20 protein-coding genes, 1 pseudogene and 2 riboswitches are annotated in these 22,178 nt (G+C 36.2%); of the genes and pseudogenes, 6 read left to right on the top strand and 15 right to left on the bottom strand.

Going from position 1 to position 22,178, the window contains the following annotated elements; genetic code table 11:
• Positions 1 to 96: 96 nt before the first annotated feature.
• Positions 97 to 202: riboswitch (SAM riboswitch) on the bottom strand.
• A 173-nt stretch (positions 203 to 375) separates the two neighbouring features.
• On the top strand, positions 376 to 591 hold the full coding sequence (locus F0362_RS01060) for a DUF3951 domain-containing protein (RefSeq protein ID WP_000377754.1): 216 nt from the start codon (positions 376 to 378) through the stop codon (positions 589 to 591).
• Positions 592 to 607: 16 nt separating this feature from the next.
• Here F0362_RS01060 and F0362_RS01055 read toward each other — a convergent pair whose 3' ends face one another.
• The 6 genes from F0362_RS01055 to F0362_RS01030 form a co-directional block, all read right to left on the bottom strand.
• On the bottom strand, positions 608 to 1,111 hold the full coding sequence (locus F0362_RS01055; RefSeq protein ID WP_000756534.1) for a hypothetical protein: 504 nt from the start codon (positions 1,109 to 1,111) through the stop codon (positions 608 to 610).
• A gap of 249 nt (positions 1,112 to 1,360) precedes the next feature.
• Positions 1,361 to 2,620, bottom strand: a complete 1,260-nt coding sequence (locus tag F0362_RS01050) for a multidrug effflux MFS transporter (RefSeq protein ID WP_149889614.1) — start codon at positions 2,618 to 2,620, stop codon at positions 1,361 to 1,363.
• A 117-nt stretch (positions 2,621 to 2,737) separates the two neighbouring features.
• Positions 2,738 to 4,456: a DUF3981 domain-containing protein gene (locus F0362_RS01045; RefSeq protein ID WP_149890052.1), complete on the bottom strand. Its 1,719-nt coding sequence runs from the start codon at positions 4,454 to 4,456 to the stop codon at positions 2,738 to 2,740.
• A gap of 78 nt (positions 4,457 to 4,534) precedes the next feature.
• On the bottom strand, positions 4,535 to 5,068 hold the full coding sequence (locus tag F0362_RS01040; protein ID WP_000222357.1) for an MFS transporter: 534 nt from the start codon (positions 5,066 to 5,068) through the stop codon (positions 4,535 to 4,537).
• Complete coding sequence (locus F0362_RS01035) at positions 5,065 to 6,501, bottom strand: FAD-binding oxidoreductase (protein ID WP_000746388.1); 1,437 nt, start codon at positions 6,499 to 6,501, stop codon at positions 5,065 to 5,067. Before F0362_RS01035 ends, F0362_RS01040 begins: the two co-directional genes overlap by 4 nt.
• 110 nt (positions 6,502 to 6,611) lie before the next feature.
• A complete protein-coding gene (locus F0362_RS01030; RefSeq protein WP_000720091.1) occupies positions 6,612 to 7,376 on the bottom strand; it encodes a DUF6612 family protein in 765 nt (254 codons plus the stop codon).
• A 145-nt stretch (positions 7,377 to 7,521) separates the two neighbouring features.
• On the opposite strand from F0362_RS01030, the gene F0362_RS01025 reads away from it, so the two are divergent.
• From F0362_RS01025 to F0362_RS01010, 4 genes are all read left to right on the top strand, one after another.
• Positions 7,522 to 8,430, top strand: coding sequence for an NAD(P)-dependent alcohol dehydrogenase (locus tag F0362_RS01025; protein WP_016513781.1), 909 nt, complete (start codon positions 7,522 to 7,524; stop codon positions 8,428 to 8,430).
• An 80-nt stretch (positions 8,431 to 8,510) separates the two neighbouring features.
• Positions 8,511 to 8,625, top strand: a riboswitch (SAM riboswitch).
• An 84-nt stretch (positions 8,626 to 8,709) separates the two neighbouring features.
• Positions 8,710 to 9,522: a MetQ/NlpA family ABC transporter substrate-binding protein gene (locus F0362_RS01020; RefSeq protein WP_000756963.1), complete on the top strand. Its 813-nt coding sequence runs from the start codon at positions 8,710 to 8,712 to the stop codon at positions 9,520 to 9,522.
• A 12-nt stretch (positions 9,523 to 9,534) separates the two neighbouring features.
• A complete protein-coding gene (locus tag F0362_RS01015; protein WP_000571367.1) occupies positions 9,535 to 10,575 on the top strand; it encodes a methionine ABC transporter ATP-binding protein in 1,041 nt (346 codons plus the stop codon).
• Complete coding sequence (locus tag F0362_RS01010; RefSeq protein WP_000428866.1) at positions 10,550 to 11,218, top strand: methionine ABC transporter permease; 669 nt, start codon at positions 10,550 to 10,552, stop codon at positions 11,216 to 11,218. Before F0362_RS01015 ends, F0362_RS01010 begins: the two co-directional genes overlap by 26 nt.
• 36 nt (positions 11,219 to 11,254) lie before the next feature.
• On the opposite strand, the gene F0362_RS01005 is transcribed toward F0362_RS01010, so the two are convergent.
• Positions 11,255 to 12,031 carry an SDR family oxidoreductase gene (locus F0362_RS01005; protein ID WP_149889613.1) on the bottom strand — a complete coding sequence of 259 codons (777 nt, stop codon included), beginning with the start codon at positions 12,029 to 12,031 and terminating at the stop codon, positions 11,255 to 11,257.
• A 387-nt stretch (positions 12,032 to 12,418) separates the two neighbouring features.
• Here F0362_RS01005 and F0362_RS01000 point away from each other — a divergent pair, with 387 nt between their 5' ends.
• On the top strand, positions 12,419 to 12,925 hold the full coding sequence (locus tag F0362_RS01000; protein ID WP_000236354.1) for a DoxX family membrane protein: 507 nt from the start codon (positions 12,419 to 12,421) through the stop codon (positions 12,923 to 12,925).
• A gap of 71 nt (positions 12,926 to 12,996) precedes the next feature.
• Here the strand turns inward: F0362_RS01000 and F0362_RS00995 are convergent, their stop codons facing one another.
• The 8 genes and pseudogenes from F0362_RS00995 to cdaA all read right to left on the bottom strand — a co-directional run bounded on the left by F0362_RS00995 (position 12,997) and on the right by cdaA (position 21,951).
• A complete protein-coding gene (locus F0362_RS00995; RefSeq protein ID WP_000138392.1) occupies positions 12,997 to 13,563 on the bottom strand; it encodes a DUF4256 domain-containing protein in 567 nt (188 codons plus the stop codon).
• A 136-nt stretch (positions 13,564 to 13,699) separates the two neighbouring features.
• Positions 13,700 to 15,656, bottom strand: a pseudogene (locus F0362_RS00990) (prolyl oligopeptidase family serine peptidase).
• A 26-nt stretch (positions 15,657 to 15,682) separates the two neighbouring features.
• Positions 15,683 to 15,856 carry a PDDEXK family nuclease gene (locus F0362_RS30420; RefSeq protein WP_002037801.1) on the bottom strand — a complete coding sequence of 58 codons (174 nt, stop codon included), beginning with the start codon at positions 15,854 to 15,856 and terminating at the stop codon, positions 15,683 to 15,685.
• Between the two features lie 184 nt (positions 15,857 to 16,040).
• The gene (gene glmS / locus F0362_RS00980; RefSeq protein WP_000334150.1) at positions 16,041 to 17,843 is read right to left on the bottom strand and encodes a glutamine--fructose-6-phosphate transaminase (isomerizing); all 1,803 of its coding nucleotides are present in this window, start codon (positions 17,841 to 17,843) and stop codon (positions 16,041 to 16,043) included.
• A gap of 12 nt (positions 17,844 to 17,855) precedes the next feature.
• Positions 17,856 to 18,041, bottom strand: a complete 186-nt coding sequence (locus F0362_RS00975; protein ID WP_033657406.1) for a hypothetical protein — start codon at positions 18,039 to 18,041, stop codon at positions 17,856 to 17,858.
• A 290-nt stretch (positions 18,042 to 18,331) separates the two neighbouring features.
• Positions 18,332 to 19,675, bottom strand: a complete 1,344-nt coding sequence (gene glmM, locus F0362_RS00970; RefSeq protein WP_000521472.1) for a phosphoglucosamine mutase — start codon at positions 19,673 to 19,675, stop codon at positions 18,332 to 18,334.
• Positions 19,668 to 21,137 carry a CdaR family protein gene (locus F0362_RS00965; protein WP_000359586.1) on the bottom strand — a complete coding sequence of 490 codons (1,470 nt, stop codon included), beginning with the start codon at positions 21,135 to 21,137 and terminating at the stop codon, positions 19,668 to 19,670. Before F0362_RS00965 ends, glmM begins: the two co-directional genes overlap by 8 nt.
• On the bottom strand, positions 21,130 to 21,951 hold the full coding sequence (gene cdaA, locus F0362_RS00960) for a diadenylate cyclase CdaA (RefSeq protein ID WP_001115710.1): 822 nt from the start codon (positions 21,949 to 21,951) through the stop codon (positions 21,130 to 21,132). Before cdaA ends, F0362_RS00965 begins: the two co-directional genes overlap by 8 nt.
• Between the last annotated feature and the right edge of the window lie 227 nt (positions 21,952 to 22,178).

Genomic DNA, 22,178 nt, shown 5'->3' with positions numbered 1-22,178 from the left:
GAACATACTTTTTCCATTACTCCCTTTTCTCTTTTTAGAATACAAAAAGCCTTGATCTTAAAAAATAAGATCAAGGCTTAATAAACAAAGGCCCATCACTTATCTTTCAAGACTTGCTTGCTGGAATTAGCACGGTGTTCCTATTACAGAACCCGCTGCTGAGGTGTCATAGGGCCAGTCCCTCTACCTCTCTGGATAAGTAAATTGCTATATTATTATTTGGTTCAAATTGTATATTTCGAATTATAATTCTGAAAAAATGAAAAGTCAATCAAATTGGATATATTTAGAAAAATCAGTTTTTAATGGGGCCATTTATCTAAATCGCAGTTTTTTGTTTATAATATAAAGAAATGATATTAAAGGAGCTATATGATGGATTCCTTACTTCTAGCGACTATAGGACTGCCATTAACAATTGTTATACTTGTTATCATTGGATTTTATAAACTTTTCATTAAAAAGAAAAGCATTACTTCTTTTTACACACCCTTCGATAATATTACCGGACAAACTATTTCCGAATTTCACGAAGAGCAGAAAGTGTTAGTATACGAAGATGAAGATGGTGATGGTAAGAAGAAAAAATAACCTTGCATGTGCAAGGTTATTTCTTCGTTTCTGTTTGAAAACGTTTATAGTATGTCGATGCTGTTGCAAAATTAATTTCTATATCACGAATTAATGATGAATCTTCTTCTTTAGCTAACTTCTGTAATTTTTTCATCGCTTGTTCCGATTCATTCAAGAAACCAACATATACCTCATGTTCTTGCTCTTTCGACTTCGGAACATGAATTTCTTTACGTATATTATCAATATCTTCTAACATGCTCGTTGTTACTTTTTGCACATCTTCTTTATATGCAGCATTCGTTATTTCCTTACCGCCCTTTTCCTTTGCCACTTCAAATAACTGCAGTGCTTTATTGATTTCTTTATTCATTTTTATATCATATTTTTCATGTACTGCGCTGTATTCTTTCATTTCTTCTGTTTGTTCTGTAGATTGCTCTACCTTCTCTTTCGGTTCTTTCGTATCTTTATTTCCATTACATCCCGCTAGAAGAATCATACTTCCCATTACAGCAATACCCAAAACCTTCTTCATCTCTTTTTCTCCTTTTATCTACATCTACTTCTATCTATAGTTTCTTTTATCTCCACTTGTTATTATACCGAGAACGCCCTACTTTTTACACTTAAGAGGATACCTTAATATATATACCAACATTTTTGTCACAGTATCGTCACTTTATGCAAATAACTTTTGCATCACCTTACAAAGCTGTATGAGTTATTTCAAAGAAATGAAAAAAGAGCTGATTCAAAAATATTTGAATCAACTCTTTTTTATAATTTAAGCTTCTAAATTTTGTCTTTGTTGCAGTTCAAAATGCTTTTCACTTCTTCTAGCCATAAATAGATAACATAATACAGCACCAATTTCACAAAGAGCTATCACAATACCCATCGGCAATGCCGTATTACTTCCACCAATACCTACTAATGGTGCAACAAGTGCCCCTGAAATAAACTGTAATAAGCCTAGTAAAGCTGATGCTGTTCCTGCCGCTTGTTTTTGATTTCTCATTGCTAACGAGAAGCCGGTTGTCGATACAACCCCAACACTTGATACAACAAGGAATAACGAGCATAAAACACCAATGAGACCTATTCCTAATACGATTGTAAGTAGTAGAGATAAGCCACCAACAGCGGCGATAATAATACCGGAAACAAATAATGTTTTCTCATTCACTTTTCCTGCTAAACGACCAGTAACTTGGCTGGCAATAATAATACCGATACCGTTAATCGCAAAGAATAAACTAAACTGCTGTGGTGATGCCCCGTATATATTTTGCAACACAAATGGTGATCCCGAAATGTAGGCAAACATTGCCGCTGTTACTAATCCTTGTGACAATGCATATCCCATAAACAAGCGATCTTTCAGAAGCTTTCCGTATGTCGCCAATGTTCCTGACAAACCACCTGTCTCTCTTTCTTCAGGAGGTAATGTTTCACGTAATACGAAAGTAGCCGAGATTAACATAAATACACTAATTGCTCCAAGAACGATAAAAACACCACGCCACGTTGTAAACTGTAATAATTGCCCCCCGATAATCGGGGCCAAAATAGGTGCTGCTCCGTTTACTAACATAAGTAGTGAGAAAAACTTCGTCATTTCAGAACCTGAGTACATATCTCTTACCATTGCACGGGATATAACGATACCAGCAGAGCCCGAAGCGCCTTGTAAGAAACGTAAAAGCACTAAAGTCCAAATAGACGGTGCTACAGCACAAAGTAATGAAGAAGCAACATAAATAATAAGAGCAATAATAAGAGGTTTGCGCCTTCCGTAAATATCACTAATTGAACCGACAAATAATTGTCCTACTGAAAGCCCAAGTAAACATGCTGTCAACGTAAGCTGCGCAAGGGATGCACCCGTTTGTAAATCATCCGTTAATTTCGGTAACGAAGGCAAATACATATCAATAGATAACGGCCCAATCGCCGTAAGTGTTCCTAATACAATAATCATCCATAACCTGTTCATCTTTACAGGTTTATATATTTCGTGATTAACTTCATTCACTTTTTCCATTCACCCTTTCGTATTCATACTGAATCGTAACAATTATAGTTACAACATAAACATACGTCAAGTATAGCGCATTTTCCTCTTTCATAATGTAAAAAAAGCGATAGAAATTCTATCGCTTTACTTTTTCAAGTTGCTATTTGTAAATTTAGATACGGAAGACATCGCCTCTCCTGTATCTAAGTATGTGATTTGAATTGGATCTCCCACTTCTGTAAACATAGCATATGGGAATTTTTTCGCAGGTATCATAAATACTTTTTGTTCATTTTCTAACAGTACATACACAATTGTATTTTCACCTGATTTTTCTTTATATACTCGCTGTACAATACCTTCTTTTTGCGCTTCTTTTCCACTCGAAGTTGGTCTAAATGAATCTCCACTCCCGCTTAGCGCATTTTTATAATTTTCAAGAGCTTCTTTTTGCGTCGAACCTGTTGCAAATATTTTTGCATTAGAAGCATAGATGACAGTATGGGCACGTACTAATCCCCCGTCATCAATAACAGGTACAATCCAAGAAGGTTTACCGTACACGTTATAAATAACCGGCATCGTTCCATGCCATTTCTCTCTTTTAAAGGAATTATCCACCACTTCTGAAGCAGCTGAACCATCCATAATTCCCTTTACTTCTTTTCCGTTATAGTAATACAACTTACCTGTACGTGCATCAATAAGTGAATAACCTAACGCAGAATCTACTCCTTCTTTTGGAGAGGTGAAATCAGTAAAGTAATATAGCGTTCCATCCTTACCGAAGATTGGTGTCACTCCTTCTTTCGTCCCCCACTCAGTCGGAATCTTCATATCAGTTTGCGAGAATTTTGTATTCCAAAATCCGTGAATATATTTACCGAAATACGTATTTAATGTAGATGCGGTCTCATGATTCAATACACCATCAACAAATTTAGGTGCCTTTCCTTTATCATATCTTTTCACTTCACCTGTTTGTGCATCTACTACAACAACACCCTCTACCTCAAATCCAGATCTCCCTGAAATAAATTCACCATATGTCATTGTATAATACGGTTTCCCTTTATCATCAACTTCAAATTTAGGTTTCCCTTTAAAGATTAAATTTGGTTCGGATTTTCGTACGACACGCTCTAAATTATTCCCGAAAAACATGCTTGGCACGTATTTCATCTTATAACCGAGATGCAGTTTCGCTTCGGCATCAGGGTTCGTACCTGACATCGTTACGTACCCTGGAATTGTTTCAGCTTTACGTGCTTTAAAAAATCCTGAAACTTCAATCGGCGCTACATATAAAGCCTCACCGTTTACCATTTGTGGCGTTAATTCTCCTAGCTCAAAATAAGCTACTTTCGGAATATCCCCAAATACTTTTTTCATCTTATTCTCCGCTGTCTTTGGCGGCACTGTAAACGGCTGATCATTTTCAGTAAATGGCTCTGAAATATCTTTCTCTATCTTAACAACAGAATCATATTTCTTTTGCGTGATTACTATATCGTGCAAATAACCAAAATAGCCGTAACTTGCAAGTAAAACAAACATTAGAAGACCTTTTAATGTACCTTCTAATTTCCCTATCTGATCTTGTGAAAATAAAACAAGCCCAATTAAAATTGCTACTGCAACAGAATAATGAGTAAGAATCGAATCTGCTCGATCATCAATTAGCCAAAAATATTCATAGATTGCAATACCTATCCAAAATAAAACAGGAATAACTAAAATGGATGATTTCTTACCCTTTACAACCTTCTCATCCCCCTTCTTATCCACTGCTCGAAGTTTACTACCGCTTCTTGTCCATGGAATCAAAAACAAAGTGAGAATAACTAAAACTAAAAATTTCATCAAAGGCAATGTCCCCTTTTCTTTTGTCTTCCCTTTTAGTATAACAAACAAAGGGTATTTAGGTAAAAATAGGAATGGTTATATTTTTTTACTACTTAATACAACTCCACTTACTACATATAAGATAGATGCAATATAAAAAATCGTACCAATCGTAAAGAAATCTACTAAATACCCCGTTACAATAATCGCTACTGCGCCTCCAATTGATGTCCACACATGGTATTTTCCAATCTCATAACCAGCCTTTTCCTGCACAACCTTTCGTGCTAACGACGTTTTCTCAGTATTACGCTGCACAGCACCTAAAACTCCCATTACAACTTGAAGAATATACACATGCCAGACTTCCGTTGCAATTGGAAAACAAAGCATTAATATCGCCATGGACCAAGCGTATATTATTAATAATTTTTGATCACCTACTCTATCAGACGCCTTCCCTACTAACGGATATACAAGTGCTGAAGTTAATGCAAATAAGCCATAAGCCCACCCAAACTGTGAGAAGCTATTTCCAACATTCCGAAGCAATAGAATGTAAAAAGGAAATACCATACTTCCTGCCATCATAATGATGCTTTGTGAGGCTACAAATCTTCTATATGTCATTTCGTATACTCCCTATAAAATAAATTCACAAATCTCTCTTCTGGATCCACTTCCTTCTTCTTCTGAAGAAATTCTTCTATACGAGGATATGCTTTCTTTAGCTGTTCTTTCGTTGGATAAGAATAATACGGTAAATAATAACTACCGTTATGTTTTAAAGTAACATCAATCATCTTCCGAATGACATCCTCTGTTTTCTTCACCTCACTCTCGGAGCGTCCTTGGTTAATTAAAAGCACCAGTGCAAACATATCATCTTTTGCATAGGATAAAACTGCATTTTCATTCTTTTCCACGTAACGAATCGTAATATTGAGCAAGTTCAGTTCTTCTTCACTTAATACGGCACGTAAATCATCTATATATTCCGTGAAGGAATCTATAGGCACAAAGTATTCTTGTAGCACTTCTGTAAGGTTCGGATTTTCATATTCCATAAAAGCACTATCTGATCTCATAACATTATTCCGCGTCTCAAACTGTCCATCTGTACGTTCAAAATAACTTCTTTGTATATCCCAAAATGTATTCTTTCCCCAATCACTATAACGTGATAATCCAAGCAAAAATTTCGGTGCAGCTATAATATTTTCTTCTTTTAATTCACTGTACTCTTCTCTCATATTTTGATTTTGTGCCAATGCATAATCCGTCACATACATCTCTTTTAAAAATGAGTTTGGAGCAACAGAAATACGTGCTAAGTGCATACGAACATTTTCTTCTTTTTTCACTTTCTCTTTGAAGTAAGACGTGTATTCTTTATAGTCTATCATTCTCGTATGCATTTCATATAATTCATCATCAGTTAGCTTTAATGTCACATCTAAAATGACACCAAATAACCCGTAACCACCGATGACATATGGAAATAACTCTGCATTTTCTTCTCTACTTATATTACGTACCGTGCCATCTGCCATTAACAATCTAAATGACTCTACTGTATCAATCAATGCTTCATGACGAATATCACGCCCATGTACATTTACACTTAATGAACCACCAACAGTAAAAATGTTTTGAGATTGCATCACTTGAACTGCAAGACCGTATGGATTAATTTTCTTCTGGATATCATTCCACGTGACACCACTTTGAACTGTAATCCGCTTCTTCTCTGGATCGAATGCTAATATTTTATTATACTCTTTCATATCAAGCATCGTACCGTTCGGATAGTACGTCTGTCCGCCTTGGCTATGTTGCATACCTGCAATAGAAATCTTCTCTCTAGAAACATTTGCATCTTGCACGACCTGTTTTAATGAACTTTCATCCTCAGCATGTTCAACACGTTTAATTTTCGTTGGAAGTAACTTTCCTACATCGCTCATAATGGGATGAATTAGTTGCTCTTTATATGTATTTACAGATGTTGCAAGCAACACTGTATAAGCTACAATGACCACCATCATCTTTCTTTTTTTCAAATGACACTCTCCTCTTCTACATCTTTTCCTCTTCATATTGTACCTATTTTCCTGTGAAGAAAGTATACAAAAAAGAGGGTCCTTATTTTAGGTCCCCCTCATCAAAACTGTTACTTTGCTGCTGGCAATTTTATTGGGTCAAACTTTTCGTACGACGTATATTTTGCGTTCGTAATAATGTGTGCTTTATCCTTGCCATTACTACTCATAATCATGTCTATCTTTGCTGATTCATATTTAAAATCTTTTGTAATGATATATTCTGCATCCACTTCTTCTATCTTCGCATTTTGTGCTTGTAACATTTTCTTCTGCGTTTCATCCATGCTAGTTAACATACTTTCTGTTTCTTGCCCTTTTAATGTAAATTTCAGTTTATATTTATCTCCGCTTTTCTCCATCTTCATTTTATCTAAAACTACTTCCGGTACTTCTAACTTATCTATAATATCTTGAGTCGCTTTCATTCCACCAGCGTTTAATTGCTCCTCTGGTACGGTTATAACTTCTCCTGTATTAGGGTTTTTTACCTCACCAGCAACTTTACCATCCACAGTATACACTACAACATCTGTACCGGAAATATTCATTTCAGAACGAGAATTCTTTGTCTTTGGCTCTAATTGCATCTTAGCCTTTAATATGTCCATCTCTGTTCCCTCAGCTTTTACGCCTACACCATATGTCATCGTTACATGCTCTTCATTTTTAAAAGCTTCGTTCGTTTTCTTGAAAACATCCTTCGCTGCTAATTCCTTTTCTTTTTGAACTGATTCTTTTTTCGGCTCATCCGTCTTTGCTGTTTTCTCATTACTACACCCTACCCCTAGACTGATTGCAAGTACTAAACTTGAAACAAAAATAATTTTTTTCATAATGTCGCCCCCTTTCCCAAAATAATATCACCTCTTTTCCTATGAAATCTATATAATTTTTAATCTATATTCTCTATATAGAGACATGTTTAATGAAGATCTTAAATATGATGTAAATAATAACAACTCATTTCAGGAGGTTATTATGAAGGCGATTATTTGTACACAATATGGACCACCAAACGTTCTCCAGCTTCAAAATGTAGAAAAACCTAAACCTAAAAAGAACGAAGTATTAGTTAAAATTCGCGCAACAAGTGTATCGACTGGAGATTGTAGAATACGTGGCTTTAATAGTCCCCTCTTATTTTGGGTTCCTATGCGGATCATATTCGGTTTTAGAAAACCGAGAAAACCTATACTCGGCGTAGAGTTATCCGGTGAAATCGAAGAAATTGGAACAGATGTAACTCAATTTAAAAAAGGAGACCCAGTTTTTGCATTAACAGAACTAAACCTTGGTGGTTATGCCGAATACACATGCGTGCATGAAAGTGGATTAATAGCATTAAAACCTACCAATGTGACATATGAAGAAGCTGCCGTTATTCCTTTTGGCGGAACTTCAGCATTGCATTTTCTGAGGAAGGGCCGTATAAAAAAAGGGCAACAAGTGCTCATATACGGCGCCTCTGGATCAGTAGGAACAGCTGCTGTACAACTTGCTAAATATTTCGGCGCGACCGTTACAGCTGTTTGTAGTAATTCAAATTTTGAACTAGTGCAATCTTTAGGGACTGATAAAGTAATTGATTATATGAAAGAAGATTTTACTAAACAGGGCGAGAACTACGATATTATATTTGATGCAGTTGGAAAATATAAAAAGTCTCTTTGTACAGACGCATTAATGCCTAATGGAAAATATGTATCTGTTAACGGAATGATGGCAAAGGTCAGTAAAGAAGATATGAACCTACTAAAACAACTAGTTGAAACAGAAAAGCTAAAACCTGTTATTGATAGAACTTACCGATTAGAAGAAGTTGCAGAAGCCCATACGTATGTAGAAATGGGCCATAAGAAAGGAAACGTTTCGATTACCTTAAAATAAAATATATTCAGAAAATAAAGTTGACAATTCCTTTTGTTAGATTTACTATTAGTACCATATTTAAAAACTACATATACATACTCTTATCAAGAGTGGCGGAGGGACTGGCCCGATGATGCCCGGCAACCGAGCTTATAACGTATAAGCTAAGGTGCTAATTCCTGCAAAACGAGTTTTCGTTTTGGAAGATAAGAGAGGAACCTATTTCGTCTATTCGGCACCTCTCTTATTTTGAGAGGTGCTTTTTATTTTGGAACGTATATTAAGGGGGAATTATAGATGAAGAAAGTATTATTGAGCATTGTAAGCGGAGCAGTACTATTATTAGGCGCATGTGGCGCAAATTCAGATAAAGATGTAAAAATATTAGACGAGAAAAAGATTACTGTCGGTGTAACAGGTGGACCACATGAACAAATTTTTGAGAAGATTAAAGAAGTTGCGGCAAAAGACGGTCTCGACATTGATATAAAAATATTTAATGATTACGTAGCACCAAACGTTTCGTTAGATGAAAAAAGTCTTGATGTAAATAGCTATCAAACGAAATCATATTTAGATGTATTTAAAGCCGAACGCAATATGAAATTAACTGAAGTATTTTCAACAGTAACATTCCCAATGGGCGTATATTCTAAAAGCTTAAAAGATGTAAAAGAATTAAAAGAGGGCGATGCAATCGCTGTACCAAATGACCCAACGAATGAACTTCGAGCTTTAAAATTATTTGAAAAAGCAGGGGTTTTAAAAGTTGATCCAAAGGCTACAGAAAAAGCGACTGCAAAGGATGTAATTGAAAACCCGAAAAATTTAAAGATTGTTGAATTAGAAGCTTCTCAATTACCAACGCAATTAAGTGAAGTGAAAGCAGCTGCAATTAACACAAACTTTGCATTAGGTGCAAAACTAAATCCAGCGAAAGATTCCATTTTCCGCGAAGGAAAAGATTCACCATACGTGAACTGGGTCGTTGTTCGTACTGAAAATAAAGATGATGCTGTTGTAAGTAAATTAAAGAAAGCTTATCAATCTAAAGAAGTAAAAGAATTTATCGAGAAAAAATTTGATGGTTCAGTTTTACCATCTTGGTAGGAGCTGACGATAATGATTGAATTAAAAAACGTCTCCAAAGTATTTACAACAAAAAAAGGGACTGTTGAGGCTCTTAAGTCTACTTCCCTTAAAGTAGAAAAAGGCGAGGTATTTGGAATCATTGGGTATAGCGGCGCTGGTAAAAGCACATTAATTCGCTGTGTAAATTTATTAGAAAAACCAACGACAGGAAACATCATCGTAAACAACCAAGACTTAACCACTTTATCAACAAAAGAACTAGCAAAAGCGAGGCAAAAAATCGGAATGATTTTTCAAGGATTCAATTTACTTAAAACTGTTACCGTTTATGAAAATATCGCATTGCCGTTACGCCTTGCTGGCATTCCAAAAGCGGAAATTGAAAAAAGAGTAGAAAAATATTTACGCATCGTGGATCTTTTTAACCGTAAAGATGCTTATCCAAGCGAACTTTCTGGCGGCCAGAAACAACGTGTTGCCATCGCTCGTTCACTATCACATGAACCAGAGGTTTTATTAAGTGATGAAGCAACGAGCGCATTAGATCCAGAAACAACTGATTCTATTCTTGATTTATTACTAAAAATTAATGAAGAAATTGGCATCACGATTTTACTCATTACACATGAAATGAATGTCATCCAGCGTATTTGTGACCAGGTTGCCGTTATGGAGCATGGATCTGTAGTCGAAAGTGGGACTGCGAAAGACATTTTTACAAATCCACAACATGTAACAACGAAGAAGTTTGTAAATAGCGCATTTGCAGCTAAAATTCCAGAAGAAGTACAAAAAGAACTACAAACTACTGGTGAAATTGTAACACTTTCTTTTATAGGAAGTTCTTCAGGAGAACCAGCACTAGCTTTCGCCACAAAACGTTTCCAAGTATATCCAAATATTTTATCCGGTAATATTACGCAGCTAAAACATGAGGCATATGGGAAACTTGTCGTTCATATGCAAGGTGAAAAAAATGAAGTAAACCGTGCTTTAGCATTCTTACAAGAGAGAGGTATCATCGTAGAGGGAGGGAAAACAGACTATGGAAAACAAGTCCTTTTTGGATGAATGGGGTGAAGTCATATGGGAAGCAACAATTCAAACATTTCAAATGACATCTATTTCATTACTTATCTCTATCCTTATCGCATTACCGCTCGGCGTTACACTTGTTTTGACGAGACCCGGTGGACAGCGAGAAAATAAACTTATCTATCCTATTCTTAATACAGTTATTAATGTCATTCGCTCTCTTCCATTTATCATTCTATTATTCTTCATTTTACCTTTTACGAAGTTCCTAATGGGAACATCCATTGGCGTGCAAGGTGTTATCGTACCACTTGTCGTCTTCACAGCTCCTTATATTGCACGCTTAATGGAGACAGCTTTACTAGAAGTGGATCGTGGTGTTATTGAAGCTTACCAAGCAATGGGAGTCTCTACTATAAAAATCATTTGGCACGTCATGGTTAAAGAAGCACGCCCATCTCTTGTGCTCGGATTAACGATCGCAACAATCGGCTTAATTGGCGCAACAGCGATGGCTGGTCTTGTAGGGGCTGGCGGGCTAGGGGACTTGGCATATCGCTTCGGACATTTACGCTATGAACCTGAAGTAATGTATGCAACCGTCTTTATTTTAATTATCCTCGTTCAAGGATTACAATCTTTAGGGAATGGTGTTGCACGAAGATTGAAGAAAGATTAGAAAGAAGGCATCTCACCGAAAGGAGATGCCTTCTTTTTACCTTTTAAATCCACCTTCCGAATGAATCACTTGTCCCGTAATCCACTCTGCTTCTTCACTTACTAAAAACTTTATGAGTCTAGCTGCATCCTTTGGCTCACCAATTCTGCCCAGAGGAAACATCGGCTTTAATCCTTGCTTTATCTCTTCAGTCATCCATCCTGTACTAGTTGGACCTGGGTTAATTGCATTCACTGTTATTCCTAAATGGGCTACTTCTGCTGACAACGTACTGGTAAGAGCATCAATAGCTCCTTTCGTTGTTGCATACGCCAGTTCTCCTGCCATAGGCCCTTGAAATTGCCCCGAAGTCATATTCACAATTCTACCACCAAATTTCTTATCAAATCCTCGGACAAATTGACTACTTAACAATGTAGTCGCACGAACATTTACCATGTAATGCTTATCCAGCTCTTCAGCAGACAAATTAGAGAAATCATTATTCGTAGAATATGCTGCATTATTAATTAATATATGAGGGTAGCCTAGTTGTTCAGTAACCCTATTTATAAGCTCTTTCGGTGCATCATTTTGAGTTAAATCTAACTCCATGCTCGATACTTTAACACCTTTTTGTATTAGCTCTTCTTTTAATTGTATTTGTTCATTTTGCTCAACGCCCCAAGGCATCTCTTTATCGTAAGCTGTCCAATACGTAAAAAATATATCGTATCCAGCCTCTGCTAACTCTGTGCAAATAGCTGCTCCTATACCGTCTAGACGACTTACACCTGTAACAACTGCTACTTTATTTTTTAATTGATTCATCATATACTCCTCCAATTTTAAAGGACGCATATTTTATATGAGAGATATAAATTTCCCCACAAAAAAGATAGATACATAATAGGCCTATCCTTACCGAAGGAATGACTACGCCAAATATGCAGTCCTTGAATGATTTACAGATAGCTAAATAAACCCTCACTTATGAGAGAAAAATAATCTATCCAATTGCTAATCATTACAAGTTCATCCACATATCTAGTCTTTGCCTCCTTTTGATATATCTCTATTATTAGTCTATCAAAAAAGATGAAATGTTACAAAAAATAAAACAATTACTCACAACATATATTCGTTCACATTTCCTCCATTGTGAATTTATTCACAATGAATATATAATAAACATGTAAATACAATATTGGAGGGATTTCAATGGTTATCAATTTTTTAAGAACTGATAAACGTGCTACTTTCATATTATTACTTTTACGTCTTTACATAGGATATTCTTGGATTACTGCTGGAATAGGGAAAGTTTTAGGACAATCTTTTGATGCCAGCGGTTTCCTCAAAGGCGCCATCGCCCAAGCATCAGGCGATCACCCCGCAGTACAAGGCTGGTGGGCGGATTTCCTTCAAAACTTTGTTCTTCCGCACGCAGACTTATTTAGCTTTTTCGTACAATGGGGGGAAATCTTAGTAGGTTTAGGTTTAATTTTAGGTGGATTAACAAAAACTGCTGCATTCTTTGGAATCATAATGAATCTTTCATTCTTATTAAGTGGAACTGTTAGTGTAAACCCAAACATGCTTGTTTTAACTATGTTCATTTTAATTGCAGGTCATAATGCTGGACGTATTGGATTAGACGGTTATGTTTTCCCTAAACTTTTCCGGAAAAACAACCACGAAACATATAAATTAAGTAAAACTGCGTAGTAACAGTTTACTTTTAAAATATAAGTAAGAAAAGAGCCTAAGTATAGGCTCTTTTCTTACTTACTCCAAATTTAAACTCTTAACGAACCGCGAAACCCTCTAGCAGCATAATAGGAATCTGCTCCATTGTGGTACACAAAAACGTGTCCAAAGCGATAATCGCAAAATAGAGCGCCACCGAGTTCGCGAATATCTGAAGGCGTTTGTACCCAGCTTGATGATTTCATATCGAAATCCCCAATTTGTTGCAAATCTCGATATTGTTCTTCAGTTAATAATTCAATGCCCATAGCAGTTGCCACATCAATGACATTATTTTCTGGTTTATGTTTTTTTCTTGACTCTAACGCTTCAAGATCATAACAAAGACTTCTGCGGCCTTTAGGACTCTCCTTTGAACAATCATAGAAAGTATACTCGTCCTTCTCTTTATCATAACCAACAACATCCGGCTCACCGCCAGTTACTTCCATTTCATTAAGTGACCATAATTTCTCAGCATTAACATCCAGCTTCGCTTCAACTTTAGCCCATTCAAGACCTTCATGACGATTCATATTCTTCTCAAAACGAGCTTTCAATACTTTGAATAATTCTTCACGCTGTTCTACTGGTAACACATTTTTATTTTCTGTCATATTAGTCCTCCGAATTACATTTCCTTATAATCATAATGGTTTGCATGCAGTTTACAACAAATTATATAATTTGTTGTATCTCTTTTTCAACAATATGACCCGATTGTACAACGAAAAATCCCTGTACGAATATCCATTATATAGTACGAAAGCCCTCCATACTTTCTCCAAGAATATAATGTGAAAACCACATCAAGTTCTGCTTCATAATAGCTACTCTCATTCCTGGCTGATCAGAACTATATGCCATTCCTTTAAATATAATTAATTCTGTATCAACTTCCATATCTCTTAATCCTTCATATAGCTCATATGCATTTGTAGTTGGAATTCTTGCATCCTTTTCCCCATGTTGAATTAAGGTAGGCGTACAAGCTGATTTAATATATGTCATTGGTGATGTCTTCGTATAGATCCCCGGATCATTCCATGGAGTATTTCCTAAATACATTCTAATAAAGTAAGGGATATCTGTATTTACATAATGGGTACTCCAGTTCGTAATTCCGCCCCCAACTGAAATAGCTTTAAATCTACTACTAAATGTAGAACAGAAAGCTGATATATATCCTCCGTTACTCCATCCCATAACTCCTACTGTATCTTTATCTACAATCCCTTGATCAACTAGTTTATCCACCCCTGATATAACATCATCATAGTCAGCGATTCCCTGTTTTCTGTAGTTTGCTTTTAAGAATTCATTACCATAACCTGAACTTCCTCTGTAGTTTGGCTCTAAAACGATAAAGCCTTTTTCGATAAACTGTTCAATCGGATATTTCTCATTGAAGCTGTCTGAAAATATCGGAAAGGATGCCCAAGCCGGACCACCATGAATTACTACTAATAAAGGATATTTTTTATTTGAGTCAAACTCTGCTGGGGTTGATAACACACCCTCAATTTCAAGGCCATCTCTACTTTTCCATGAGATGATTTCCCTATTACTTTTAAGCTTGTCTTCGAAAAAGCTATTTTCATCCGTTATTCTTTTATCATCCAAATAGATTTCAAAGGTTTCATTTGTTATAGCCTTATTATAGGTTATATGATTTCCATCCTTTGTTATAGAGGCATCCATTATAAAGCCATCTACCTTGTCGCTTAATGCTTCCACAGTGCCATCTTCAGCTAGTAATCCAATACGATAATTCGTTTTATCCTGCCATCTAATTAAAATTCCTTTAGCTGTCCACTGTAATGGCGTAACCGTACTATCAAAATTTGTTAGAGGCTGAATTACCTCTCCAGTATTCATATCATATATCTCTAATGTATTATCTTGTATATGATTTCTATAGTAATCCTTCTCTCTTATGCTTGCTGAGTAACATATTTTATCGCCCTCAGGAGAAAAGCAGATGCTCGCTCCTAACAACGTATCTATATTCATCTTTTGTAGTTCCCCAGCTTCAACATCTAATATATATATCACCATTCATATAATCGTTTAGGCTTGGTGTAGCCATACATACAACCTTTTTCCCATTATTTGAAATATCAAAGTTATGTATATAAAAATCCTTACCGTCCGTTAGTTGATAAACACCGCTAACCTTCCGTTCCTGTTTATCATTTTGTTTCACTTTTTCTATTTCAATGTAGTATAAACAATTATTCTGATGTTCCTTACCTACATGATGGAAATCTCCATATCGTTCCTTACGTTTCTTTATCTCCTCACATTCTTTTGACTGTGCAATATAATAAAAACCTTTACCAGTAGGCTCCCATTTGAAATTACTGACTCCTTCTTTCTCATCAGTAATTTGAACCTCACTATAGCCGTCTAGTGACTTAAAAAAGATCTGATTTTTCCCATCTCCAACAGGGCTAAGATATGCGATACCCTTAGAATCTGGAGACCATAATGGATGTGTACTATCTATATCTCCAATTGTTAATGGGTAACTCTTCCCCTTTTCCTTTTCATATATCCATACATGGTTTCTATATGTATTGTCTTTCCAGTTAGCTGTCTTTTTAACAAACGCTACATTTTTGCCATCATCACTTATATTTGTACTTGATAAGGCCGGTAATGAAATAATCTCTTCTATACTTAAATATGTTTTTTCTTTCACTTTCATTAATAAACACCCCTCGTCATGTCTAGTCAATTAATGCATCTATACTCCCAAGATTCCCGTTCAATTGGATCAGCTAGGTGTTTCATTCCAAGCTCTTCAGCAATAACAATCGTCTTTTCTTGTAGTAATAAAGAAAACTGTTCATGAATACTTAAAATATTACTAGAAAATTCAGATAAACAAAAGTGATTTCGTTCCAAATCCGATAAAGTGAACCTTTAATCAGTAGGGCTTCTGTCCATTCCCACTGCTAGTTCCTCGCTCCTCTTTAATCCACTTATCGATTTTAAATGTTCTCTTTCTTTTGGACACAAAAACACCCCTTTAGATAAAAATATCCAAAGGGGTGAGGCTTCACAAATTTATTTCAAATCTACCAACCTTCTACTCAACCGTAACAGATTTAGCTAAGTTACGTGGCTTATCAACGTCACACTCGCGGTGAAGTGCTGCGTAGTATGAGATAAGTTGTAATGGAATAACTGCTACTAGCGGTGCTAGTGCTTCGTGTACAGCTGGTAATACGAAGCTGTCTCCTTCCATTTCTAAGCCTTTCATTGAGATGATACATGGGTTAGCTCCGCGTGCTACTACTTCTTTCACGTTACCGCGAATTCCAAGGTTTACGTGCTCTTGTGTAGCAAGTGCGATAACTGGTGTACCATTTTCGATTAAAGCGATTGTACCGTGTTTTAATTCTCCTCCAGCAAATCCTTCTGCTTGGATGTAAGAGATTTCTTTTAGTTTTAACGCACCTTCTAATCCTACGTAGAAGTCTACGCTACGTCCGATGAAGAAACAGTTACGCGTTGTTGCTAAAAATTGTTTTGCTAATGCGTCCATTTCTTCTTTTTGATCACAAAGTTCTATCATTGCATTTGCTACAATTCCTAGTTCGTGTGTTAAGTCGAAATCAAGAACTTCACCTTTTGCTTTAGCAATGTCAGCCGCTAAGATTGAAAGTACTGCAAGTTGTGCTGTGTAAGCTTTCGTTGATGCAACCGCAATTTCTGGTCCAGCGTATAGTGGAAGTGTATAGTCAGCTTCACGAGAAAGCGTAGAACCAGGTACGTTTGTAATTGTTAATGCTTTATGACCCATTTCATTTGTTTGCACAAGTACTGCACGGCTATCAGCTGTTTCACCACTTTGTGAAATGTAAATGAAGAATGGTCTTTCTGTTAATAATGGCATGTTGTAAGAGAATTCACTTGCTACGTGTACTTCAACTGGTGTTTTTGCAAACTTCTCGATAAATTGTTTTCCAACAAGACCTGCATGATAACTCGTTCCACATGCAATGATGTAAATACGATCGCTATCTAAAATCGCGTTGCGGATATCTTGATCTAATTCAATTTCGCCATTTTCATCTTGATACTTTTGAATAATATTACGGATTACAAGTGGTTGCTCATCAATTTCTTTAAGCATGAAATGAGGATATGTTCCCTTTTCAATGTCACTTGCATCTAATTCCGCTGTAAACGGTGCACGTTCAATCGTTTCACCTTGTAAGTTTTTAATTGTAATGCTTTCTTTCGTTACGATTACGATTTCTTTATCCATTAACTCAATAAATTGATCTGTAACTTGTAACATCGCCATAGCGTCGCTCGCCACAACATTAAAGTTGTCACCAACACCTACTAATAGCGGGCTTTTGTTTTTAGCAACATAAATCATGTTTGGATTTTCAGCATCAAGTAATCCGATTGCATAAGAGCCATGTAAAAGAGATAGCGTATTACGGAACGCTTCTTCTACACTTAATCCTGTGCTCACTTGTTGTTCCATAAGCTGTACGATAATTTCTGTATCTGTTTCACTTACGAACGTTACATCTTGTAAATATTCCTTTTTCACTAATTCATAGTTTTCAATTACACCGTTATGAACTAGTGTAAAGCGCTTTGATGTACTTTGATGCGGATGCGCGTTTACCTTACTTGGAACACCGTGTGTAGCCCAGCGTGTATGTCCGATACCTACGCTTGCTGCTACGTTCTCATCTACGATTTCGCGAAGTTTTGCAATACGGCCTTTTTCTTTGTACACAACAACACCGTTCTCTGCTTGTACTGCAATACCTGCTGAATCATATCCACGATATTCTAGTTTTTCTAAACCTTTTAATAAAATTTCCTTTGCATCTTGTTCTCCAATAAATCCTACGATTCCACACATGTTTAGTCGCCGTTACAAATGCTTACACTGCTTTGCGAACATGTAACGACATAGTCCGATACCATTTTTATTTATACTAAAAAACGGATTACATATTGCTAGCCCTGTAAGCTTGTAACGGCTTTCACCTTCCTCTCGATTGGGTTTAAGTCCGTATATACTTATACAGCTAGTTTTCATCCGTTCCTTTTCTCTCATCACACTTTCACCTTTGTCCATTAAGTCACCTTAATGATTTAAGTAAAAGCTTGCGGTTATGATGAACAACCGGGAGTCATCCGCCGAAATCTCGATAAAACTCCACCTCGTCAACTACACTACTTGTAGTTCTGGCGCTTTTATAATTTACAACATTTACTTTGAGAAAAAGAACAAGACAATCTTATAACAAACATTATAAACCGTCAATGAAATTTTTTTCATCGTCTTTAAAACATATGAAAAAGGAGCACTTCTTGTGCTCCTTTTAAAATAAATTCAACAAATTATTAAGCGCCAACTTCAGCTTTAACAACTTCTACAATACGATGTACATATGCATTACAAACTTCTTGTGTCGGTGCTTCTGCCATTACACGAATAAGCGGTTCTGTTCCAGATGGACGCACAAGAATGCGGCCATCACCGTTCATTTCTTCTTCTACAACACGAATAATTTCTTTAATTTTTTCATTTTCTAATGCTAATTTTTTATCTGTTACACGAACATTTACTAGTAATTGTGGGAATTTCGTCATTTCTCCTGCAAGCTCAGATAATGGCTTTTTCGTCATTTTCATGATGTTTACAAGTTGAAGTGCACTTAACATTCCATCACCAGTTGTAATGTAATCAAGTAAGATAATGTGACCTGATTGTTCTCCGCCTAAGTTGTAACCACCGCGTTTCATTTCTTCCATTACGTAGCGATCACCAACTGCAGTTTTGTCACTTGTAATATTGTTTGCTTCAAGTGCTTTGTAGAAACCTAAGTTACTCATAACAGTTGAAACAACTGTATTGTGCTTTAGTTGGCCAGTTTCTTTCATGTACTTCGCACAAATAAACATAATTTGATCGCCATCAACGATGTTTCCTTTTTCATCTACAGCGATTAAACGGTCACCATCACCATCAAAAGCAAGACCGATATCAGCACCTTTTTCTTTCACTAATTCTGCTAGGCCTTCAGGATGCGTAGAACCTACTCCAGCATTAATATTCATACCATTCGGTGAAGTTCCCATTGTTGAAATATCAGCTTCTAAATCCGCAAATAAGTACGGCGCTAAAGAAGACGTTGCACCATGTGCACAATCTAAAGCGATATGTAAACCAGAGAAATCTTCTTCTACAGTTTGTTTAATGTATTGTAAATACTTTTGTCCACCTTCAAAGTAATCGCTCACTTGTCCAAGGTTAGTACCTGTTGGACGTGGCAATTCATCAACTTCTTTGTCTAATAAAGCTTCGATTTCTGCTTCTTGCTCATCTGTTAATTTAAAACCGTCTGAACCGAAGAATTTAATTCCGTTATCTTGTACCGGATTATGAGATGCAGAAATCATCACACCCGCTTGTGCACCTAACGCCTTTGTTAAATAAGCAACACCCGGTGTAGAAATAACACCAAGGCGCATTACTTCTGCTCCAGTTGATAATAGACCTGCTACTAAAGCTCCTTCTAACATATGACCAGATACACGTGTATCACGACCGATAATTACTTTTGGACGATCTGTATCTTTTGTTAATACATAACCACCAAAACGTCCAATTTTGAAAGCTAATTCAGGTGTTAATTCCTCATTCGCAACTCCACGTACTCCATCTGTACCAAAATATTTACCCATTATGATTCGCTCCTTTTTCTTGCTCTTTTTGATTATCTACCGTTGGTTCTTGACTAAGTTCTTTATCTTTATCTTTGTCTTTTTCTTTGTCCTGGTCTTTTTCTGGATTAGTTTCAGGATCTTTTGGTTTTTCAGTTTGATTATCTTGATTATTATTTGAATCTGGTTGTTCACCATTACCCTGTACTTCTTGATCTGGCTTTTCTTTCTTCACAATAGTAACTTTAGCACTTTTTTGTTTTGGCTCTATTGAAATATTACCAGGACCGCTCACTTGAATCGAAACATCCTTCGTCCCTGGCGATACATTTTGCAAATTAATTACCGCTGTTATTTGAGCAGCTGTTATTTTATCTACTATACTTGCTTCTCCTGAAATATCAACGCTTATCTTTCCATCCTGTGGCGAAAGTAGCTGAGCAGTGACATCTTTAGAAACTCCATTTTTTTGAATCGAGACACCTTCAATTGTTCTAGTTTTTGTTTGTTTTACTTTTTGTACCCCTACGGAAACCTTCACTTGATTTGGTTTAGAACTCGTTACACCCTTTGGCAATAAAACAGAGGTATCGAATGTTGTAGACTCAGTCAATTGACTAAGATCTACTTCGACCCCCTCTATCGATTGTATATTATCCAAAATATCTTTTGGACCCGCTATCGTTACTTCTCTCGGTTCAACACTAATATTTGTAACGGCCAATCCTTCTGGTAAACTCCCCTTTTTCGTATACGTTACAGGAACAGTTTTTTCCGTATTATTGGCCGTAGCTTGCGTCGCCACATTCAACGTTACACTAATTTTAGATGGACTTGTTCTTACATTTAAACGTTTTCCTTCTTTATTGTATAATGTAACTTCAGCTGTTTTTGTAACAGTTTTATTAACACCTTTTAAATCAATATACGCCTTAGCAGATGAAATACTTTCGATTTCTTCTTTCGTCCCAACTACCTCAACAGTATCAGGTTTAATGTTTGATTTTTCGAGAGTAGCACCCGCTGGCATCTGATCCTCATTTGATAACTTTAAGTCTACATGAACATATTTTCTCGCTTTTTCATGAAGAGTAACTTTAATTGTTGATGGCTGAACTGTTCCCTTCACATCATCTGGAAGCCCGTTCGTTTTCAAAGAAACTTCATAAGTCCCTTTTGGGCTATCTCGCAAATCAACCGTTATATCAAATTGTTTTTTTGCTTTTGCTGTAGCAACTGCTGCTTTTGGGCCTTCTAACTTCACCTTAACGCCCTCTGCCGGAATACCACTTACAATATATTTATCTTCATCATACTTAAGGTTAATAGCATGATTAGTTAATGTTTCTTTCGTATCATTTGCGAAAGGTAATATACCCGATGTCGTATTCTTTTCAGTTAAAGTTGCGGACATAAAAAGCATACACGCCAATAGTAATGAGATTCCTTTTAAAAACCAATGATTCTCCATTAACTTATCCATGACGCTTTCTCCTCCAATTCCATAAAGACGAAGAAGTCGTTTTTTCGTTCCCACTAAATTCTGCTAATAACATATCCTTCAGTTGTTCTGTCTTCAAATCACGATGCAACTTACCATTTTTCGTTAAAGAAATTTGGCCTGTTTCTTCAGATACAACTACTGTAATACTATCAGTGACTTCACTAACTCCCATTGCAGCACGATGCCTTGTTCCTAACTCTTTAGAAATAAAGGGGCTTTCTGATAATGGAAGATAACAAGCCGCTGCTTTAATTGTACTTCCTTGCATAATTACGGCTCCGTCGTGCAGAGGCGTATTTGGAATGAAAATATTAATGAGTAACTCCGATGATACATTTGCATTTAACGGAATACCCGTTTCCACATAATCACCCATTCCGGTCTCTTTTGACAACGTAATTAATGCACCAATTCTACGTTTTCCCATATATTCCGTTGCTTTTGCTATCGATGTTGCAACAATTTCAGGTTCATCATCCTCCTGAGTTCCAACACGCGAAAATAAACTTCCGCGTCCTAGCTGCTCAAGTGCTCTTCGCAATTCTGGCTGGAAGATAATAATAACGGCTAAAAATCCCCACGTTAATACTTGTTCCGTTAGCCAATAAAGCGTATGCAATTCAAGGAAAATACTAATCATCCGAACGACAATAATAACTGTAATCCCCTTTAAAAGTTGAACAGCTTTTGTCCCTCGGATTATAAGAATTAGCTTATATATAATAAACCATACAACGGCAATATCTAATACCGTACTAAGATATTTCAAAATGGTCGTATCTTCAAAAGGCATGCTAACCCTTCCTCCTACTTACGAGCAATTCTATCCATATATTGAAATATTGTTTTATGCTCTATCTGTATGTATTTCCAACAACTAGTTAATTATACCATACATGAAACAAACGACAATTACAAACAACCCCCTTTAGATCAAATTGGTAAGATGTCAAACAATCTTATCGTACAGTATAATATAAATCATTATTATACGTCTATTTTCAAATAAAAAAAGCAACT

Origin of the sequence: Bacillus sp. BS98 (genome assembly GCF_008432245.1) — a bacterium.
GTDB lineage: Bacteria > Bacillota > Bacilli > Bacillales > Bacillaceae_G > Bacillus_A > Bacillus_A toyonensis.
The sequence above is the reverse complement of the archived record's forward strand: the minus strand, read 5'-3'. Positions and strand labels throughout refer to the sequence as shown.

What these genes read in the sequence shown, in the direction of transcription:
- F0362_RS01060 (WP_000377754.1), top strand. Translation starts at nt 376, where the DNA reads ATGGATTCCTTACTTCTAGCGACTATAGGACTGCCATTAACAATTGTT.
- F0362_RS01055 (WP_000756534.1), bottom strand. Translation starts at nt 1,111, where the DNA reads ATGAAGAAGGTTTTGGGTATTGCTGTAATGGGAAGTATGATTCTTCTA.
- F0362_RS01050 (WP_149889614.1), bottom strand. Translation starts at nt 2,620, where the DNA reads ATGGAAAAAGTGAATGAAGTTAATCACGAAATATATAAACCTGTAAAG.
- F0362_RS01045 (WP_149890052.1), bottom strand. Translation starts at nt 4,456, where the DNA reads ATGAAATTTTTAGTTTTAGTTATTCTCACTTTGTTTTTGATTCCATGG.
- F0362_RS01040 (WP_000222357.1), bottom strand. Translation starts at nt 5,068, where the DNA reads ATGACATATAGAAGATTTGTAGCCTCACAAAGCATCATTATGATGGCA.
- F0362_RS01030 (WP_000720091.1), bottom strand. Translation starts at nt 7,376, where the DNA reads ATGAAAAAAATTATTTTTGTTTCAAGTTTAGTACTTGCAATCAGTCTA.
- F0362_RS01025 (WP_016513781.1), top strand. Translation starts at nt 7,522, where the DNA reads ATGAAGGCGATTATTTGTACACAATATGGACCACCAAACGTTCTCCAG.
- F0362_RS01020 (WP_000756963.1), top strand. Translation starts at nt 8,710, where the DNA reads ATGAAGAAAGTATTATTGAGCATTGTAAGCGGAGCAGTACTATTATTA.
- F0362_RS01015 (WP_000571367.1), top strand. Translation starts at nt 9,535, where the DNA reads ATGATTGAATTAAAAAACGTCTCCAAAGTATTTACAACAAAAAAAGGG.
- F0362_RS01010 (WP_000428866.1), top strand. Translation starts at nt 10,550, where the DNA reads ATGGAAAACAAGTCCTTTTTGGATGAATGGGGTGAAGTCATATGGGAA.
- F0362_RS01005 (WP_149889613.1), bottom strand. Translation starts at nt 12,031, where the DNA reads ATGATGAATCAATTAAAAAATAAAGTAGCAGTTGTTACAGGTGTAAGT.
- F0362_RS01000 (WP_000236354.1), top strand. Translation starts at nt 12,419, where the DNA reads ATGGTTATCAATTTTTTAAGAACTGATAAACGTGCTACTTTCATATTA.
- F0362_RS00995 (WP_000138392.1), bottom strand. Translation starts at nt 13,563, where the DNA reads ATGACAGAAAATAAAAATGTGTTACCAGTAGAACAGCGTGAAGAATTA.
- glmS (WP_000334150.1), bottom strand. Translation starts at nt 17,843, where the DNA reads ATGTGTGGAATCGTAGGATTTATTGGAGAACAAGATGCAAAGGAAATT.
- F0362_RS00975 (WP_033657406.1), bottom strand. Translation starts at nt 18,041, where the DNA reads ATGAGAGAAAAGGAACGGATGAAAACTAGCTGTATAAGTATATACGGA.
- glmM (WP_000521472.1), bottom strand. Translation starts at nt 19,675, where the DNA reads ATGGGTAAATATTTTGGTACAGATGGAGTACGTGGAGTTGCGAATGAG.
- F0362_RS00965 (WP_000359586.1), bottom strand. Translation starts at nt 21,137, where the DNA reads ATGGATAAGTTAATGGAGAATCATTGGTTTTTAAAAGGAATCTCATTA.
- cdaA (WP_001115710.1), bottom strand. Translation starts at nt 21,951, where the DNA reads ATGCCTTTTGAAGATACGACCATTTTGAAATATCTTAGTACGGTATTA.